The 17360-nt window shown below is 57.4% G+C and carries 14 protein-coding genes; 1 reads left to right on the plus strand and 13 read right to left on the minus strand.

Features of this window, described 5'->3' with window-relative positions:
* Nucleotide 1 precedes the first annotated feature (1 nt).
* The 13 genes from VL688_11885 to VL688_11945 all read right to left on the minus strand — a co-directional run bounded on the left by VL688_11885 (nt 2) and on the right by VL688_11945 (nt 16326).
* Nucleotides 2–1711, minus strand: a complete 1710-nt coding sequence (locus VL688_11885) for an ATPase, T2SS/T4P/T4SS family (GenBank protein HTL48749.1) — start codon at nt 1709–1711, stop codon at nt 2–4.
* Nucleotides 1708–3471 carry an ATPase, T2SS/T4P/T4SS family gene (locus VL688_11890; protein ID HTL48750.1) on the minus strand — a complete coding sequence of 588 codons (1764 nt, stop codon included), beginning with the start codon at nt 3469–3471 and terminating at the stop codon, nt 1708–1710. The genes VL688_11885 and VL688_11890 overlap by 4 nt, the downstream gene beginning before the upstream one ends.
* A 2-nt stretch (nt 3472–3473) precedes the next feature.
* Entirely contained in the window at nt 3474–3920 is a 447-nt protein-coding gene (locus VL688_11895; GenBank protein ID HTL48751.1) for a hypothetical protein, read from the minus strand.
* Nucleotides 3921–4081: 161 nt separating this feature from the next.
* Nucleotides 4082–4762 (minus strand): endonuclease III domain-containing protein, encoded by a 681-nt coding sequence (locus VL688_11900; GenBank protein HTL48752.1) that lies wholly within the window; start codon nt 4760–4762, stop codon nt 4082–4084.
* Entirely contained in the window at nt 4728–5279 is a 552-nt protein-coding gene (gene thpR / locus VL688_11905) for an RNA 2',3'-cyclic phosphodiesterase (GenBank protein HTL48753.1), read from the minus strand. Before thpR ends, VL688_11900 begins: the two co-directional genes overlap by 35 nt.
* Nucleotides 5276–6520, minus strand: a complete 1245-nt coding sequence (locus tag VL688_11910; protein ID HTL48754.1) for a competence/damage-inducible protein A — start codon at nt 6518–6520, stop codon at nt 5276–5278. The genes thpR and VL688_11910 overlap by 4 nt, the downstream gene beginning before the upstream one ends.
* A gap of 4 nt (nt 6521–6524) precedes the next feature.
* Nucleotides 6525–7520 carry a phosphatidylglycerophosphatase A gene (locus tag VL688_11915; GenBank protein ID HTL48755.1) on the minus strand — a complete coding sequence of 332 codons (996 nt, stop codon included), beginning with the start codon at nt 7518–7520 and terminating at the stop codon, nt 6525–6527.
* Complete coding sequence (gene rimO / locus VL688_11920) at nt 7510–8886, minus strand: 30S ribosomal protein S12 methylthiotransferase RimO (GenBank protein ID HTL48756.1); 1377 nt, start codon at nt 8884–8886, stop codon at nt 7510–7512. The genes VL688_11915 and rimO overlap by 11 nt, the downstream gene beginning before the upstream one ends.
* 96 nt (nt 8887–8982) lie before the next feature.
* Nucleotides 8983–10656 (minus strand): DNA repair protein RecN, encoded by a 1674-nt coding sequence (gene recN / locus VL688_11925; protein ID HTL48757.1) that lies wholly within the window; start codon nt 10654–10656, stop codon nt 8983–8985.
* Between the two features lie 60 nt (nt 10657–10716).
* Entirely contained in the window at nt 10717–11493 is a 777-nt protein-coding gene (locus VL688_11930; protein HTL48758.1) for an N-acetylmuramoyl-L-alanine amidase, read from the minus strand.
* Nucleotides 11494–11573: 80 nt separating this feature from the next.
* The gene (locus tag VL688_11935; GenBank protein HTL48759.1) at nt 11574–14441 is read right to left on the minus strand and encodes a bifunctional transaldolase/phosoglucose isomerase; all 2868 of its coding nucleotides are present in this window, start codon (nt 14439–14441) and stop codon (nt 11574–11576) included.
* A gap of 156 nt (nt 14442–14597) precedes the next feature.
* Nucleotides 14598–15653, minus strand: a complete 1056-nt coding sequence (locus tag VL688_11940) for a HAMP domain-containing sensor histidine kinase (GenBank protein HTL48760.1) — start codon at nt 15651–15653, stop codon at nt 14598–14600.
* A 58-nt stretch (nt 15654–15711) separates the two neighbouring features.
* The gene (locus VL688_11945) at nt 15712–16326 is read right to left on the minus strand and encodes a response regulator (GenBank protein HTL48761.1); all 615 of its coding nucleotides are present in this window, start codon (nt 16324–16326) and stop codon (nt 15712–15714) included.
* Nucleotides 16327–16645: 319 nt separating this feature from the next.
* Between VL688_11945 and VL688_11950 the strand changes: the two genes are divergently transcribed.
* Nucleotides 16646–17248 (plus strand): hypothetical protein, encoded by a 603-nt coding sequence (locus tag VL688_11950; protein ID HTL48762.1) that lies wholly within the window; start codon nt 16646–16648, stop codon nt 17246–17248.
* Nucleotides 17249–17360 lie beyond the last annotated feature (112 nt).

Below are 17360 nucleotides of genomic sequence, written 5' to 3' on the forward strand. Positions count from 1 at the left end.
CTTAGTGGTCCGAAGCGGTCACCCGCAGGACTTCCTCCATGGTGGTTTGGCCGAGTTTGAAAAGAGAGAAGGCATTTTCAAACAGCGTCTCCATTCCCTTTTTAACGGCAGCCTCGTGAATAACATTGCTGGATTTTCTTTGAATGATCAATTCCCTGATTTCATTGTCGATCGTGAGAACCTCGGTTGTGCCGAGGCGCCCGTAGTAACCGGTGTTGTTGCATTTCGCGCAGCCCTTGCCTTTAAAGCTCTTAATGTCCTTCATGTCTTCGGGTTTCATGTGGCAGCGCCGCATCACGTCTTCCGGAACTTCGCACGGCGCTTTGCAGAACTGGCAGATTTTTTTCATGAGCCGCTGCGCGGCCACCCCGACCAGCGAGGACGCGATGAGGAAAGGCTCCACACCCATGTCGATGAGGCGCGTGACGGCGCCGGCCGCGCTATTGGTGTGCAGCGTGCTGAAGACAAGATGGCCGGTCAACGCGGCTTTGACCGCGATGTCCGCGGTTTCGCCGTCGCGGATTTCGCCGACCAGCACGATGTCCGGGCTTTGGCGCAAAAGCGAGCGCAGCCCCGCGGCAAACGTGAGCCCGACTTCGGGGATCACGCCGGTCTGGCTTATGCCTTCCACCTGGTATTCGACGGGATCTTCGATGGTCATGATGTTCCGGTCGGCCGTGTTCAACGTCCCCAGGATCGTGTAGAGCGTCGTGGATTTTCCGCTGCCCGTGGGGCCGGTCACGAGCATCATGCCGTAAGGATGCTTGATGATCTCGGCGATCCTGGACGTGGGCCTTTCCGTGAAGCCCAGTTTGTCGAGGCCGGATTTCAAACCCGATTTGTCCAGCACGCGGAGCACCATTTTCTCTCCGAAATACGTCGGCAGGATGGAAACGCGGAAATCCACCTCCGTGTTGTGAACCTTGATGCGGAAGCGCCCGTCCTGCGGCACGCGCTTTTCCGTGATGTCCAGCTGGGAAATGATTTTGACTCGGGCGACCACGGCGGGATAAACGTCCTTGGCATGCGCGAACGATTCGTGAAGCGCGCCGTCGATGCGGTAGCGCACGCGGAATTCTTTTTCGTACGGCTCGAAATGGATGTCCGAAGCGCGAGACTTCAGCGCGCCGTCCAGGATCACGTTCACCATGCGCACGACCGGGGCATTGTCGATCTTGCCCCCGGAGCCCTTGTCCTCATCTTTGTTGTCTTCCTTGATGACTTCGAGGCTGTCTTCGTCGATGCCTTCGATGATTTCATCCAGGTTGGCGCTTTCGGAATAGTACTGCTCGATCAGGCCCGAAATCATTTTGGGAGGCGCGAGAACCAGAGCCACGTCGCAGCTGAGAAGCCCTTTGATGTCGTCTTTCAGCATGAGATCGAAAGGATTGCTGGTCGCCAGCGTAACAAGTTTTTTAATGCGCGACAGCGGGATGACGCGATAACGTTCCGCGATCTTGGCCGGAAACGATTTGATGATTTCTTTGGGGATACGGTAAGCCGGAAGATTCAGGAGGGGGATCCCGAGATGGTTGCTCATGAAATCGATCATCTCGTCGTCCTTCATCATCTCTTTTTCGGTGATCAGCTGCAAAACCGTCTTTTTTTCTTTCCGTGCAAGAGGCATCAGCTCTTTCAACTTTTCCGCGTCCACCTTTTTTTCCTCGACGAGGAGCTCGGCCAGTTTGTCCGCGGAAAAATGAGGCGTCATGCGGCCTTCCCTCCCGTTTTCGCCTGGTCCGCGGCGGTCACGCGGTAAACCTCTTCCAGCGACGTCTCCCCTTCCGAGGCCTTGCGCACGGCGCATTCGCGGAGCGTGGTCATGCCCTGCTCACGCCCCTGCGCCTTGATGTCGTCCGAAGAAGCGGCCTTTGCAATCATCGAAATCACCTGCGGCGTCATTTCCAGGATTTCCGTGATCACGGTGCGGCCGGCGTAACCCGAATTGCGGCAGCGCTGGCAGCCTTTCGGCTGAAAAAAGGTGTGGGGCTTCGAAGGATCCAGGCCCAGGTTTTTCAATGTTTCGGCATCGACTTCATAAGGCTGGCGGCATTTGAAGCACAGGCGGCGCACCAGGCGCTGGGCGGAAATCATGATCACAGTCGATGCGATGAGAAATGGTTCCAGCCCCATGTTCATCATGCGCGTGACGGAGCTCGCGGCATCGTTGGTGTGCAGCGTGCTGAGCACGAGGTGGCCGGTGAGCGCGGCCTTGACCGCGATGTCCAGCGTGTCGTTGTCGCGGATTTCACCAATGAGGATGATGTCCGGATCCTGGCGCAGGATCGAACGCAGCGCCGCCGGAAAAGTCAGCCCTACGGTGTCGCGGACGTTCACCTGGTTGATGCCGATCATCTGGTATTCCACGGGGTCTTCGACCGTTGTGATGTTCACTTCGGGATCGTCCAGGTATTTGAGCACAGAGTAAAGCGTCGTGGTTTTGCCGCTGCCCGTAGGGCCCGTCACCAGGATCATGCCGTGCGGCCGCTGCGCGGAATCTTTGATGATCTGCTGCTCGCGGTCGTTGAACCCCAGCTTGCTGATGTCGTGGCTCTGTGACGACGTGTCCAGAATACGCAAGCACACCTTCTCGCCGAAGCTCGTCGGCAAAATCGAAATGCGCATGTCCACCTGGCGTTTTTCGGCTTTGACCTTGATGCGGCCGTCCTGCGGGACCCGGTGTTCGGCAATGTCGAGGTTGCTCATGACCTTGATCCTGGAAACGATGGCCGAGGCCAGCGACTTGGGCGGCCGGATGACTTCTTCCAGAAGCCCGTCGACGCGCGCGCGGACGCGCACGTGGTTTTCCCAGGGCTCGATGAAAATGTCGCTGGCGTGCCGCTTGATGCCCTCGATCAAGAGCCGGTTCACGAGCTTGATGACCGGCGTTTCGAACGCTTCCTTCATCAGGTCGGAAGTCTGGACGGCGGGGCCATCCTGCTCGATCTCGATGGCCTTCACGATGTCGTCGAGCTCCTCGCTGTAATTTTTCTCCGAGCCCCCGGCCGCCGGCGCCTCGCCCGGCTTGGCTTCGAAGTAGTACTTCTGCACGTATTTTTTCAACACGCTGTATTGCGCGACCGCGGCCTTGATGCGCAGGCCCGTGATGCTGTGGAGCTCATCGATGGCCTTCAGGTTCAGCGGATTGGCGAGCGCCACGGTCAACGTGTTCTCCAGGCGCGTGATCGGCAGAGCGTTGTACTTCTCCGCGATTTTGGCGGGAATCAGCTTGATGAGCTCCGGCTCGATGACGAAGATCGCGGGATTGACCGATGTCATGGCGTACTCCTGGCTGAGTACTTTGACGAGCGCGCGCTCGTCGCATTTGCCCAGCCGCAGGAGAACGTCGAGGAGCGGCTCTTTGGTTTCTTCGTGCTCGCGAAGGGCCTGATGGATGTCGCCGGGCGCCGCGACGTTACCCTTGATCAGGCTATTTTGAAGCTCGGCGTAAATATTTTCTTTTCCCGGCATTCCTAACCCGCTTTTCTCTTTTCGACTTTCGGGGTTTGTTTGGAGTAGGCAAGGTCCAGCATGTTCAAAATCTCGCTCGCGGTGGAAACAAAGACCTGGGGTTTGAGCTTCAAACGCTGGCGGAGGTCTTCGATGACGGTGGCATTCAAGGGATCGCTGACCGCCACAAAGACCCGGGTTTCGTCGTAGTCAATGACCACAAGCACCGCATGGCGGCAAAATTCTTCGGTCAGCAGATGAACGGCTTCCATGTTGACCGCGTAATTCACCAGAGGCAGGTACGGCATTCCGAGCTGACGGCACAGCGCGCTGACGAGATCCTCTTCGCTCAGATAGCCGAGCTGGATGAGGATCTGGCCGATAAGGCCGCCCTCTTTTTTCTGGTAGCAAAGCGCTTCTTCCAGGTTCTCCTGCGTGAGGAGCCCGTCTTCAATAAGCAGTTCTCCCAAACGGCGTTTGGGTTTCTCCCTGGGGACAGTATCCATGCTATAAAAAGTATAATGAATGATAGTTTTGTTTTCAATTTGCTCTAAGATAGATTTAATATAAAAAGGACAAAATGATGCTAGTTAATGCTATCTAATGATATCTAAAGATAATTCTGAAGAAATCAGAGGTAGGATGCCAGCGGACAGCCTTCGCAATCAAACCGCGTGGCTTTGCAATGGCGTTTGCCCAGTTCGACGATCTGGGCATGGAAATCGTTGTAAAGCGAGACCTTGGGCGGCAGCGCGTTATGGAATAGACGCTGCCATTCGTGATAATCCGCCTCGAAATCATGCAGGCCGTGGCGGGAAAAAATCCTCTTGGTGTAGGCGTCCATGACAAAAGTCAGCTTGCCTCCCGCATAGAGCAGGATGGAGTCCGCGGTCTCGGGCCCGATGCCGTTTACGCCCAGGAGTTCCTGCCGGAGCGACGCCGCGTCCTGGCGGAACATGGCGGCCAGGCTGCCACCGTAGCGACGCGTGAGAAAATCTGTGAAATGCTTCAAACGCTTGGCCTTCACGTTGAAATACCCCGCCGGCCGGATCAGCCGCGCAAGCGTCGAAGCCTTGGTGCCGTGCATGGCCTTGACCGTGAGTTTGCCCGCGCGTTTGAGATTCAGGAGCGCTTTTTCCACGTTGGTCCAGGCCGTGTTCTGCGTAAGGATGGCGCCGACGATGATTTCGAAAGGCGTGTCGCCGGGCCACCACGCGCGATGGCCAAAGGCTTTGAGAAGGCGGCGGTAGATTTCGGGAAGTTCGCCCGGCGTAAGCTTACGCCGCGAAAGGAAATTTTTCGACGGCTTCATAGACCGGGCCCGTTCCGGAGGAGTGGCTTTCATAAAGGACCATGTGGCCGATCACGGCTTCGGCTGTGGCCGGAAAATCAACGCGCGGCTCCAGCCGGAATTCCGCGATATTTTTGACGCGCGCGATCGTGGCATGCGGGCGGAAGGCCCGCTCTTCGACCGGAAACCCCGCAGCCTTCAGGGACGCCTCGATCCGCGCCTGAAAAGCGGCGAGCGGCTCCAACTCCCCTTTCAATCCCAGCCATACCACCCGCGGCCGGCGCTCGTCGGGAAAAAATCCCAGGCCTTCCATGGCGATTTTCAAGGGCCGCATCTTTTGCGCTTCAGCCGCGCCGAGGGTTTTGATCTTGGGATAATCTTCGTCAGGAACGGGGCCGAAAAAATGCAGCGTCGCATGGATCTGAGAAGGCACGCACCATTTCATGCCGCGGCTCTTCGCCTGCAGGCGGGCCATGTAGGCCTCCGTCGGCCCCTCGAAATATTCCGCCAGCGGCAGCGCGAAAAAAAGACGCCTCACCGCAAGCCCCGGGGGCCGCGCAGCTCGCGCCACAAAAGCTCCAGGGCCTTGACTGTGCTTTTGGTTTGAATCGCCTGACGGTCGCCGGAAAACACAAATTTCCAGACCCGCGTCTGGCGCGGGCCCGCGAGAGCGATGCAGACCGTGCCCACGGGTTTTGTCTTAGTGCCGCCGTCCGGTCCCGCAATTCCGGTAATCCCCACGCCGTAAACCGCGCGGCATTTTTCCCTCACCCCGCGGGCCATGGCGCGCGCGGTTTCGGGCGAGACCGCGCCTTTAGAATTCAGTACGGCTGCCGGAACCCCCAGCTGCTTTTCTTTGATTTCATTGGCGTAGGCGACCACGCCTCCTTTGAAATAACGGCTGGAACCGGGCACCGACGTCAGGACCGCCGAAAGCGCGCCGCCGGTACAGCTTTCCGCGGCCGCGAGCGTGGCTCTTTTTTTCAAAAGCAGACGTCCCACGACTTCCGCCAGCGAAAGGTCCTCGTAAGCGTAGACGTGTTCCTTGAGACGCTTCTCGATGTGGCGGCGCAGCCGCGTGATCACGGCCGGAGTTTCCGCCTGGTTGAAAAAAGAGACTTCTCCGGCGTAAGGATAAATACCGAAATCAAACGGGTCGGAGAAAAAAGACGATCCTAGTTTCGACATGACGTCCGGCTCGGAAATGCCTGCGGTCTTCACCACGAGCGAATACTTGGCTTTGAGGCCCGGAAATTTCTTTTTGAGGAGCGGCGTGACGAGCTCCGCGAACATTTTTTCCTGCTCGCGCGGCACGCCCGGAAGCACGGCCACGAGGTGTTTCCCATCTTCGATGGAAAAGCCCAGCGCGATGCCGTGGCGGTTGACGAGCGGCACCGCGTTCGAAGGAAAAAGCGCTTCTTTACGCACGATGGCGGGAACGTTTTTTTTGCGGCCCTTGTAATAGCGGACAATGTGGCGGTACTGGTCCTGGGAAAATTCCAGGGAAACGCCGTAATGTTCGGCCACGGCTTCCCGCGTCACGTCGTCGGGCGTGGGGCCCAATCCCCCGGTCAGCACCACGACCGGAGCTTCAGCGAGCGCCTCGCGCAGCGACGCGATGATGGGCCCGGTTTCGTCCGGACAGGATTTTTGCGCGCGGACTTTGAATCCCAGGCGTGTCAATTCACGCCCCAGAAACTGCGCGTTGGTATTGAGCGCGCGCCCTTTCAGGAGCTCGTCGCCGATGGTGAGGATCGCAGCCGTGGGCCGGGTTTCCATGAAGTTATCCCAAAATGAGCTTGAGGATCAGCCAGCTGTAAATGCCCGCCCCGAGATCGTCGAGCATGATGCCCCAGAAGCCGTGGATCTTTTCCAGGCGGCGAAGCGGGAACGGCTTCAAGATGTCGAAAAAACGGAAAAGCAGGAAGCCGAGCCCCAGCGACATCCAGCCCAGGGGCAGGCCGGCAAGCGCGAGCATCATGCCGCAGGTCTCGTCCACGACCACGTACGACGGGTCTTCGTGTTCCTTCAATCCAAGGCGCCGTACGCCCCACCACCCCGCGCAAAAAATAATCACAAAGGAACCGGCGTAGACCGCGGGATGGACGCTGCAAAGGATGATGAGCGGGATGGCAAGCAGCGAACCCCACGTGCCGGCGGGTCCGGGAAAAAGCCCCACGCCCATGGCGCTTGTGTATTTGGCAAAAAAAGGAGTAAGGCAAAGCTTGTGGTTGGAAATCATGAACGTGATTCCCGAGACGATCGTCATGATCACGGCAGCAACCACAAAGAAAAACATCACGTGCCGGAGGATGGCATTCTCATGATAATCGCTCACCATCTGGTAAATAAGAGAGAACGACACCGCCGCGATCTGGAGGCCCATCTTGAATTTGCCGAGCTTTTCCGCGCCGATGGCTTTGCCTTCGAGCAGCCAGCCTGTCCGGCAAAACGTGATGATGATTTCGCGGGCAAAAACCGGAACCACCCACCAAAAGGAATAATAGCCGAGCGCGGCAAAGGCGGACAAAGGCCCGAGGATGAGGACCTTGTCGGCCAGAGGATCCACGTACTTTCCAGTATCACTGACGACACCCATCTTGCGCGCAAGCAGTCCGTCCCATTGGTCGGTAAAGGCGGCAAAGCCGTAAATCCAGGACGCAAGCTGATGGGCTTGAGGTTCGTGGCGGAAAATAAAATACGGAAGGATACAGCCCAGAACGGCTCTCAAGGCGCTCAGGGCATTAGGGAGATGCGAAAAACCCGGCTTAGATTTCACCCAAAAGGTCATATTCCCTCACCGCCGTGATGCGGACGGGATGAAATTCTCCCGGCCGGAGGGTTCTGGAAGATTTCAACAAAACGTTGCCATCGACTTCGGGAGCGTCCATGTAGGAACGGGCCACCCAGATCTCGGGGTCTTTTTCGTCCTGCCCTTCGATCATGACCTGGAACGTCTTTCCCAGATGCGCCTTGTTCTGCGCAAGCGACACCTTCTGCTGGACAAGCATGGCCTGCTCGAGGCGTTTTTCTTTCACCTTTTCAGGGATCTGCCCTTCCAGTTGAGCTGCGGGAGATCCCTCTTCCTGCGAATACGTAAAAATCCCCAGCCGGTCGAAGCGCGTCTCTTCGATGAATTCGAGAAGCTCCTGAAAATCACGCTCGGTCTCTCCGGGAAAACCCACGATGAACGTCGTGCGGATCGCGACGTCCGGCACGATTTCACGGAAGCGGCGGATCAGGTCGATCGTACGGCGCTTGGTGATGCCGCGCTTCATGGCCAGCAGCATCGGATCACTCGCATGCTGAAGAGGCATGTCGAGGTAGTGGCAGACTTTTTTGGACTGCGCCATGGCTTCCATCAACTCCTCGGTGACGCAGGACGGATAAGCGTAAAGGACGCGGAGCCATTCGATGCCGTCCACCTTGTCAAGCTGGCGCAAGAGTTCGGGAAGGAGAAATTTTCCCGTGGTGTCGCGCCCGAAAAAGGTCGTGTCCTGTCCGGTTAAAATGATTTCTTTGGCGCCCTGCGCGGCGAGATCCTCGGCTTCGCGCACCACATCGTCCAGCGTGCGCGAGCGGTGCTTGCCGCGAAAAGACGGGATCGTGCAGAAGGTGCAGACATGATCGCAGCCTTCGGAAATTTTAAGATACCGGTAATGCGTCGGCGTCAGGGCCACGCGGCGCTCACGGGCCGTGGAAAGATAGCCGGGCTTACCCAGCGACACCACATGGTCGCCTCCCATCACCTTCCCGACGATGTCCTGGATTTTGGCGTACTCCCCGGAGCCAATGAAAGCGTCCACCTCTTTCAATTCCTTCTGCAGCTCCTTGGGAAAACGCTGGACCAGGCATCCCATGACCACGACGGCCTGAATTTTCTTTTCCTTCTTGAGCTCCAGAAGCTCCAGGATCCGGTTCACGGATTCTTCCTGGGCGTCTTGGATAAAAGCGCAGGTATTCAGAAGGGCCACGTCGCAGTCTGTGACCGAAGGCACGAGCTCATAGGAAGGCCCGCCGAGCTTTCCGAGGATGACCTCGCTGTCGACCAGGGTCTTGGGGCACCCGAGGGACAGCATACCGACCCGGACCGGGCGGTCTTTCGAAACAGGAAGCGATGAAGTTTTGGTTTTGGTGGTTGCCATAGGAACCGGGTATTGTACCTTACGGGGAGGAATTATGCAAGTGCTTATAAATGAGATGTTTAGAACATCTGCTCCCGGCTTTTGAGGGGAAATCCGCTAGCGGGAGGCGGTTTTGATCATTTCCTTGGCATGGGACCGGGAAATTTCCGTTTCGCGGCTGCCGCTCATCATCTGGGCCAATTCCTTGACTCTGTCGTCCCCTTCCAGCAGCTCATAGCGCACGCGCGTCGCGCCCTTGAAGACCGTCTTGATGACTTTGAAATGGCGCTCGGAAAAAGACGCGATCTGAGGCAGGTGCGTGATGAGAAGCACCTGGCGCTCGGAGGCAATCTCGCGCAGCTTGCGGCCCACGGTCTCGCCCAGGCGTCCGCCGATGTTGGCATCGATTTCGTCGAAAATCAGACAGGGAATATTATCCACCCGCGCCAAAGCGCGTTTCAAGGCGAGCAGGATCCGCGACGCCTCGCCGCCGGAAGCGACTTTGGCCAGCGGCTTCAATTCATGGCCGGGATTCGGACTCAAATAAAATTCGATGTGATCCTTCCCGTGCTCCGCGAGCTCCGTATCAGACAAGCGGCATTCGAATTGGGCCTGCAGGAATGCGAGGTCTTTGAGCTCACGCTCGACCTGCGTCTTTAAATTTTGGGCCGCGCGCTTGCGGAGCTTGGAAATTTCGGAAGCTTTTTTGTCCAGCTCCGGCAAGAGCTTCGCCATTTCGCCTTGCAGGTCTTTTTCCACGATCTCGGAATCCACGAGCTCGTCGTATTCTTGTTTTGAAGTTTCGAAAAAGGCCAGGACTTCGGTCAGTGTGCCGCCGTATTTGCGCTTCAATGTCTCGAGCTGGTCCAGACGCTGCTGGATTTCGTCGAGGCGCCCTTCGTCGAACGACAATTTCTCCTGGTAGTCGCGCACGTCCCGCAGCAGCTCTTCAAGGCCGGTCTGGACGTTCTCGAGATTTGCGCGCAAAGGCTCCGCGCTTTCGTCGATCTTGATCCAGGACTGGAACTGCCGGAAAGCCTCCAGCACGCGGGATGAAGCCGAGATGTCTTCTTGATCGAGAGCGCCCAGGATCGCGCCCGTGATATCAAAGAGCTTCTGGGCATGCGACAAACGGATGCGCTCGGTCTTGAGCTCTTCCTCTTCTTCAGGCCGCGGCGCGATTTTTTCGATCTCGTCGATCTGGTAGCGTAAGAGATCAAGACGCCGCTGCTTGCCCTGGCAGGCTTCGAGAAGACGTTCGTGGCGCGAGCGAAGGTCTTTGTAGGTCCGAAAAAGCTCGGCATAGGACTTCGTGAGCCCGGTATGCTCGCCCTGCAGGCCAGCCAGGCGGTCCAAAAGCCCGCGGTGCGCGTCCGGCAGGAAAATCGTCTGCTGGTCGTTCTGGCCGTGGAATTCAATGAGGCGCTGCCCCGCTTCCCGCAAAAGCGAGAGGTTCACGATCTGCCCGTTCATCAGGCATTTGCTTTTGCCTTCGGGGGAAATTTCGCGCTTCAGGATGAGGCATTCGTCGCCGGCGGCGAAGAAACCGGCAAATTTTTCATCTGCAGCGAAATCTTTGTCCGCGGAAAAAGCGGCTTCGATCACGCAGGGCTTCCCAGGCAGAAGGAATTCCGTGCGGTCCATGCGCTCGCCCAAAGCAAGCCGGAGCGCGTCGAGAAGGATGGATTTACCGGCCCCGGTTTCGCCGGTGAGAACGTTCAGCCCTCCGGTGAATTCCAGGCTCAATTCGTCGATGAGGGCAAAATTGCGGATGGTCAGTTGAAGGAGCATGCCACTCCCTCCTTAGGTACCGGGGACAAGCCTAAACGCATGTCCCCAGGAAGATTCCGCCTAAGCCATGGAAAGGCGGTGCTTGAATTCCTGCCAGGGGAAATTATTCCCCGGGCATTCCGTATGCTTTCCTTTCACGTCGCGGTGACGGATGACGTGCGAATCGGGAATGCCGTAATAATTCTGAAGCGTCTGGACCAGAAACACGAGTGAATCCAGCATGTGCTCCGGAACGCGGGTCTCCGAAAAATTGCCCACGAGCGAAATACCGATGCCCTTCTGGTTCATGCCGTCCGCGTTCGCGTGCGCGCCGTCGGACTGCTTCACCCAGCGCGGCCCCACTTCGATCAGGCCCTGCTGCTTGCCGTCGGTCCCGTTGTCGATCAGAAAGTGATAGCCCAGGCCGTTCCAGAAGCCGCGCTTGTGATGCAGGTCGTTGATCGTCATGGCATTGCCCGCCTCAGTCGCCGTGTGATGGATCACAATATACTGCCACTTTTTCGAAGGATAAAGAGGAATCACGGGCACCGGGCCCTGCGTGTCCGGAATCACGAGCACCTGGCCCATCGTGAGCTTGCTATTGCTGGTCAGGTTGTTGGCCCGCATGATGGTATTCATGTCCACGTGATACATTTTGGAGATGCGCCAAAGCGTTTCAGAAGGGCCGACTTGATGGCGAATGGTCCGCGGCGATGCATACGGAGCCGGCATGGACACCGAAATCGGGCCCGCATAACGCCCGGGGCGCGTGGATGGCGTGGACGAGCAGCTTGCAAGAAACACGGTTGCTGCCGCCAGCAGAAGATGGGCCGCAAAGGCCTTAGATTTTAATCGCATAGTAAGACTATCAAGCCATTCTAATGGGTTGGATGGTGAAATTTCGGCAATACCCCGTGTTTTCTTGACGCAAAAGGTCCTCAAGAAGCCGGGTTTTTCTGCTTCAGGTAACGAACGAGCTGCTTTTCGAAGGCTTTGAGGCCGCCTTCCAGGTCCCGGCCCAGATCCACGGTCATGGCCGGAAGCCCGCGGTCGGAAAGCGCCTGCGAGTCCCCCGTGGCCTGCGCCTTCTTCAGGTCGGAAAAGCTGAATTTCACGTGCGGGATCTTGGCATCGCGCGGATCCTGGAGCGTGAAAAACAGAAAGTTTCCCGTTTCCGGGCCGCCCTTGAAAAGCTGTCCGATGGAGTGAAGGTAGCGCGGACCGAAGCCCACGGTCACCGGCACTTTGAAGGCGTCGCGCAGCACGGCCTGGATCCTCTCGAAATACGCCGTGGTCTTGGGCGAACGCATAACATAAGGAAGCAGCGCGAGGTAACGCCCCTCTTCCAGGCTGCGGAAAAAATCGTCGAAATCAATGGGCTTGCGCGCCTTGACGAGATTTTCCGGGTCCACGATTTCCCCGTCCCGTTCCGATTCGGTTAAAAGACGCGTGGTAATGTCCTTGCTCTCTTTGACGTTGGGCTCGTCAAAAGGGTTGACGCCCATCACCGCACTTGCAACGGCCGTGCTGATCTCCCACCGAAGAAATTCAGCGCCTAGAGACGTGCGGTCCGGCCAATCCATTTCAAGGACAGGGAAGCCGGCTTTTTTGAGTTCTTTGACCTGCGCGGCCAGGCGCTTGTTTTTTTCGCCGGCCAGTTTCAAGATAAGAAACGAACGGTCCTTGCCGTAGACGTCTGTCTTGCCCGGGCGTTCGCCGTCGACGGGCAAAATCCCCTGGCCTTCCTTGCCCGTGCTTTCGGCCACCAGCTGTTCGAGCCAGGCGCCAAACGGCTTGAGCCGCGGTGAAGTCCATACCGTCAGCTTGCCCCGGCCTTCACGCGCCAGCGTTCCCAAAAGCGCCCCCAGATAAAAGGAAGCGTTCTTTCTCAGGTCTTTTTCGGATTCCGCGGACGCAAACAGCGTCTTCGCCTGTTTCAGCAGCTGCCGCACGGAAATCCCGAGAAGCGCGGCGGGCACGAGGCCGAAAAACGAAAGCGCGGAATAACGGCCGCCCACGTCCGTAGGATTGATGAACACCTTGCGGAAGCGCTTGTCGTAACCTTCCTGCTCGAGCCGCGACCCTTCGTCCGTGATGGCGATGAACTGATTTCCCGACAGCGAAAGCTTGTCCGGGTTCCCCGCGTACTGCTTGAGGACCTTCTCGTGAAAGTACTGGTACTGCGACATGGTTTCCACCGTGGATCCGGATTTACTGGCCACGATGAAAAGCGTCTTCTGCAATTTCACTTTCCGCTCCACGGCCAGGAGGGCGCCGGGATCGGTGGTGTCGAGCACATGGAAGCGCATTTTCTTACCCCGGCCCAGACGCGGCACGATCAGACTCATGACTTCAGGCGCCAGGCTCGAGCCGCCCATGCCCAAAAGCACGAGGTCGTGATAATGTTCATTCCACACGTCGTCGGAAAGCTCGTCGAGTTCATAAAGGCGTCCCAGCATCCAGTCCGCGATGCGCAGCCATCCCATGCGGTTGTTGATCACCTGCTGGTGTTCTTTTTCGGTTTTCCACAGGGACGGGTCGGCTTTGAAGAAACGTTCCCGGAACGATTCCTTTTCCATGCGTTCGACCGGCACCTTGCGCGTCACGATTTCCGAAACCGTGGCCTTGAGGCGCGCCAGCGTCGTTTTCCCGCGAAAATGCTCGCAGGCCAGCTCCAGCGTTTTCATGAGCGAATCAAACGAGTTTTCGAACGCGATGAGGCCGTCGTGCTGCAGTTTCTGCCCGACCTCGTTGAGGTCCAGCCCCCATTCCTTGAGACGGTCCACGACTGCGGCGGCCTCTTCCACGTTTTCTTCGACGGCGCCGATCTTCACCTGGCCGTGATCGAGAAAAGCGGTGAACGTGGGCTCCGGCATGGTGTTGACGGTTTCTTCCCCGATAAGCGGTTCCACGTAAAGCAGGTCCGGATATTTGGGATTTTTCACGCTCGTGCTGCCCCACAGGACTTTTTGCACGTTGGCGCCGTTGGCCTTCAAGGTCTGGAAGCGTCCGCCCGCAAGCACCTTGCGGAATTCCTGGTAGATAATCTTGGAATTGGCGACGGCCGCCTTGCCCTTCAGGGATTCGAGATCCGCGCGTTCGTCCGCGTCGGATTCGCGCTCCTGGAGCTGGGCCAGGCGCACGTCGAGCAGCGAATCATAGCGGCTGACGAAAACGCTGGCGACGGAATGAACCTTGGAAAGATCGGCTCCCTTGCGCAGGCGCTCTTCGAGGCCTTCCAGGTAAGCATTCAGGACGGAAAGATAATGCTCGAGAGAAAAGATCAGCGTCACGTTGACGTTGATGCCGCGGGCCGTAAGCTCGCGGAAGGCTGCGACGCCGGCGGTCGTCGCCGGGACCTTGATCATAACGTTCGGCCGGGCCACCCTGCCGAAAAGCCGGACGGCGTCTTCGACCGTGCGCTTTTCATCATGCGCGAGATCGGGACGGACTTCGAGGCTGACATAGCCGTGCTCGCCTTCAGACTCGGTGTGCACGCCCTTGAAAAGGTCGCAGGCCTCCTGGATGTCTTCGATCGTCAGCGCGTCGTAGATCTCGAGCGTGGACTGGCCTTTGCGGCTCAGGCGCTTGACGTCTTTGTCGTAACCGGCGCCCGGCGTGCCGATGGCCTTTTCGAAAATGCTGGGATTGGAGGTCACCCCGAGAAGCCCTGCGTCTTCGATCAGGGACTTCAGTTTTCCGGACGAAAGGAGCTGGCGGCTGATGAAATCAAGCCAGGGGCTCTGCCCTGCACGGGCGAGCTCGAAGGTCGAGGCATTGCCGGACGATGCGTTCGTAGTCTTCATTCCTAGAAAATCCTCCAACTTGGACTTTAACGATGATGGATGTGGCCGGGGATAAACCGGCGGAATAACTGCCGGAATAATGCCATAAAATACCAAAAAAGGCGGGGAAATACCATCACAAGGTTAGAAAAAAAGGAAAAAAGGTGTGAATGAAAATCAGGCCGCGGTTTTACGCGCGGAATGCAGCGGGCTTTTGGAAATGGGCAGCGTGAAAAAGAAACTGCTCCCTTTGCCGAGCCCTTCGCTGAAAATGCCCACGGTGCCGCCCTGCGCTTCCACGAGCTGCTTGACGATCGTCAGGCCCAGGCCGCTGCCCGAATATTTCTTGCCGTGATTGTGCTGGGCGCGGAAGAATTCCTGGAACACATGGCCCTGGTCTTCGGGAGCAATCCCGATCCCGGTGTCGTCGATCTTGACCTTGACCTGCTGCGCGGCCTGGTCATAAGCGGCGGAAAGCACGATCGTGCCGCCCGGATCGGTATATTTAATGGAATTATTGACGAGATTGACGATTACCTGGGTCACGCGCTCCAAATCGCCCACGACATCAGGAAGCACGTCCGGAATCTCGTCCCGCAGTTCGATCTTCTGCTGCTCGCACACGATCTGATGGTCGTCGATGCAGGCTTTCAATACCGGAACCAGGTCGAAGACGTCCTTGCGGCATTCGATCTTCCCCCGCCGGATGCGGGAAAGATCAAGCAGTTCATCGATGATCCGGTTCAGCCTCTGTCCCTGCATGAGGATCTTCCGGACGCGCCGTTTCTGCTCGTCATTGAGCGGCCCAAGCTTCTCGCGGACCAGGATTTCGCCGAAGCCGTTAATCACCGACAGCGGCGTGCGCAGCTCGTGGGACGCGACAGAAAGGAACTCTTCCTTTAATTTGTCGAAGCGGTCTTTGGAGGCCTCGATGTCGGCCAGGCTGAACCCGAAATTCTTTTTCGTTCCCGCCAGCAGGAAGATCATGGCCGGCACCGCGCTCATGACAAGGCAGAGCGTCTCCGACCACGGCTCCTTCCATTCCGGGGCGAGAAGTGCCTGGGCGAAAAAAATCAGCGTGATGACGCCGAAAAGCAGGACGATTGAAATTGAAAACATGCTGCGCAGCCCGGCGGGCAGAAGCATGTTCTTGAACACGAAAAAGAAAATGAGGAGATAGGCGCTGCCGACGAGGAGATTGCCGTAAACGTGGATGACCGCCGAGGGGGGCATGGGGCTAAGGCCTCTTCTGCGACTTACGAGTTTGGATCATTCCTTCCGGTCCTTTGATTTAAGCGCTTTTCGCGCCCGAGGTGCCGTTCTTCCCGCCGCGGTAATATTCGATTTTTTCCAGAAGCTTGTCCAGGGTGAACGGCTTGTGGATGACGTCGTTGGCCCCGGATTCTTTCATCTTGGCCTGCTCGCCTTCGCCTTTCAGTCCCGTGACCGCGACGATGATGACTTCTTTGAAGCGGGGGTCTTCGCGCACGAACCGGCAGAACTCGAAACCGTCCAGCTCCGGCATGCGGAAATCCAGAAGCACCATATCGGGCCTCTCTTCGACCAGCTTCGCGCCGGCCGTGAATCCGTTGTTGACCGTAATCAGCTTGAGGCCCTGGATGCCGGAGAACATGTCCTGCAGGAGTTCCAGGACGTCCGTTTCATCGTCCACGGCGAGGATGACGTAATCTTTCCTTTTTTCCAGCTCTTCTTCGCCCTGCCAGGGAAGATTGTAGGCCTGCGCGAAATGAACGAGCTCGTCATGCGCGATGCGGCGGTGCCCGCCGACGGTCGTGAAACAGCTGAACTTCCCGCCTTCGATCCACCGGATCACGGTGATCGGCGTGACCCCCAGAAGCCTGGCCACTTCGTGCGTCGTATAGAGCTTTTTGGTTCCCTGTTCCATGTCATCCCCCTCGGGTCTTGGACTATGAAGATAAAGACATGATAACTATGTAGGTTTTGTTATTCTGAGTAAAGTATAGCCACCGGGTTTCCGTAATTCAAATTCTGAGGCGAAGAATATTTAGCCCTAAGCGCATTGCTTAAATGGAGTTACAAATAATAAGCCCACAATTTTAAGAGAGGTTTTCGAAGCAGGTCCGCGGGTTTGAGGAGCGGCGGCGTCTTTATGATAGAATTATCCGGGACGCTCCTGGACATGGGGACGTTTAAAATTTGCTATGGAATTCGCGTTCCTTGCCGTAAATTAGCCCTGATATCTTATGAAGAAAGCCATTCTTATTTCCTTATGCGTGCTGGCCGCCGGCCTTCCCCTTACCGGCTGCCGCAAAAAACCTCTCCAAGAGCAGCCTCCTGCCAAGCAGGAAGCCGCGACTCTCAAGCTATTAAAGAAGGCCGGCCTCGAGGTCTATCCGAAGAGCGAGATCCTGGATCAGTCGCTGAAGAATCAGGAAACCGAAAAGCTCTATGGAGCGAACCCGGAGGCGAAAAGCGAAGTGACCGTAGCGCGGGTGTGGGCGGCGGTGGATGCGCCGGTCGAAGAAGTGCGGGCCTACTACGCGAAAACTCATCCCTATGTCCTGCGCGACGAGCATAAGACCGACGGCACCGAATTCATCCAGCTCTCTTCCGTGGAAAAGATCGCCTCAGCCATCACCGAAGGTGTGACCCCGATTACGCTGGTGGACATCCGCAAGAACAAACTGACCGCCGACGAACGCACGGGCTACGAAGGCGAGCTGAAGGCCTTGCAGGAAAAAAAGGGCCCGGATCTCGTCGACGAAAACAGGATCAAGGAACTGCAGCGGCTCCTTGCGGAAAAAACCATCGTCAAGCTGAGCCTCCGCGCGGAAAAACCCTCCTAAAGGAAACGGGGACACACCTGAAGGTATGTCCCCGTATCAAAAAAAACGTTTGGGGACAGGTCTTTAGACCTGTCCCCTTTTTTGTGCGCCGCAATGGCGGATGCTGAAGGAA

The sequence above is a fragment of the Verrucomicrobiia bacterium genome (assembly GCA_035495615.1).
Lineage (GTDB): Bacteria > Omnitrophota > Omnitrophia > Omnitrophales > Aquincolibacteriaceae > DATJFP01.

Excerpts from the sequence above, each read along its gene's own strand:
- VL688_11940 (HTL48760.1), bottom strand. The coding sequence starts at position 15,653 with ATGCCCCCCTCGGCGGTCATCCACGTTTACGGCAATCTCCTCGTCGGC.
- VL688_11900 (HTL48752.1), bottom strand. The coding sequence starts at position 4,762 with ATGAAGCCGTCGAAAAATTTCCTTTCGCGGCGTAAGCTTACGCCGGGC.
- VL688_11930 (HTL48758.1), bottom strand. The coding sequence starts at position 11,493 with ATGCGATTAAAATCTAAGGCCTTTGCGGCCCATCTTCTGCTGGCGGCA.
- VL688_11950 (HTL48762.1), top strand. The coding sequence starts at position 16,646 with ATGAAGAAAGCCATTCTTATTTCCTTATGCGTGCTGGCCGCCGGCCTT.
- VL688_11945 (HTL48761.1), bottom strand. The coding sequence starts at position 16,326 with ATGGAACAGGGAACCAAAAAGCTCTATACGACGCACGAAGTGGCCAGG.
- VL688_11885 (HTL48749.1), bottom strand. The coding sequence starts at position 1,711 with ATGACGCCTCATTTTTCCGCGGACAAACTGGCCGAGCTCCTCGTCGAG.
- rimO (HTL48756.1), bottom strand. The coding sequence starts at position 8,886 with ATGGCAACCACCAAAACCAAAACTTCATCGCTTCCTGTTTCGAAAGAC.
- VL688_11910 (HTL48754.1), bottom strand. The coding sequence starts at position 6,520 with ATGGAAACCCGGCCCACGGCTGCGATCCTCACCATCGGCGACGAGCTC.
- VL688_11890 (HTL48750.1), bottom strand. The coding sequence starts at position 3,471 with ATGCCGGGAAAAGAAAATATTTACGCCGAGCTTCAAAATAGCCTGATC.
- VL688_11935 (HTL48759.1), bottom strand. The coding sequence starts at position 14,441 with ATGAAGACTACGAACGCATCGTCCGGCAATGCCTCGACCTTCGAGCTC.
- recN (HTL48757.1), bottom strand. The coding sequence starts at position 10,656 with ATGCTCCTTCAACTGACCATCCGCAATTTTGCCCTCATCGACGAATTG.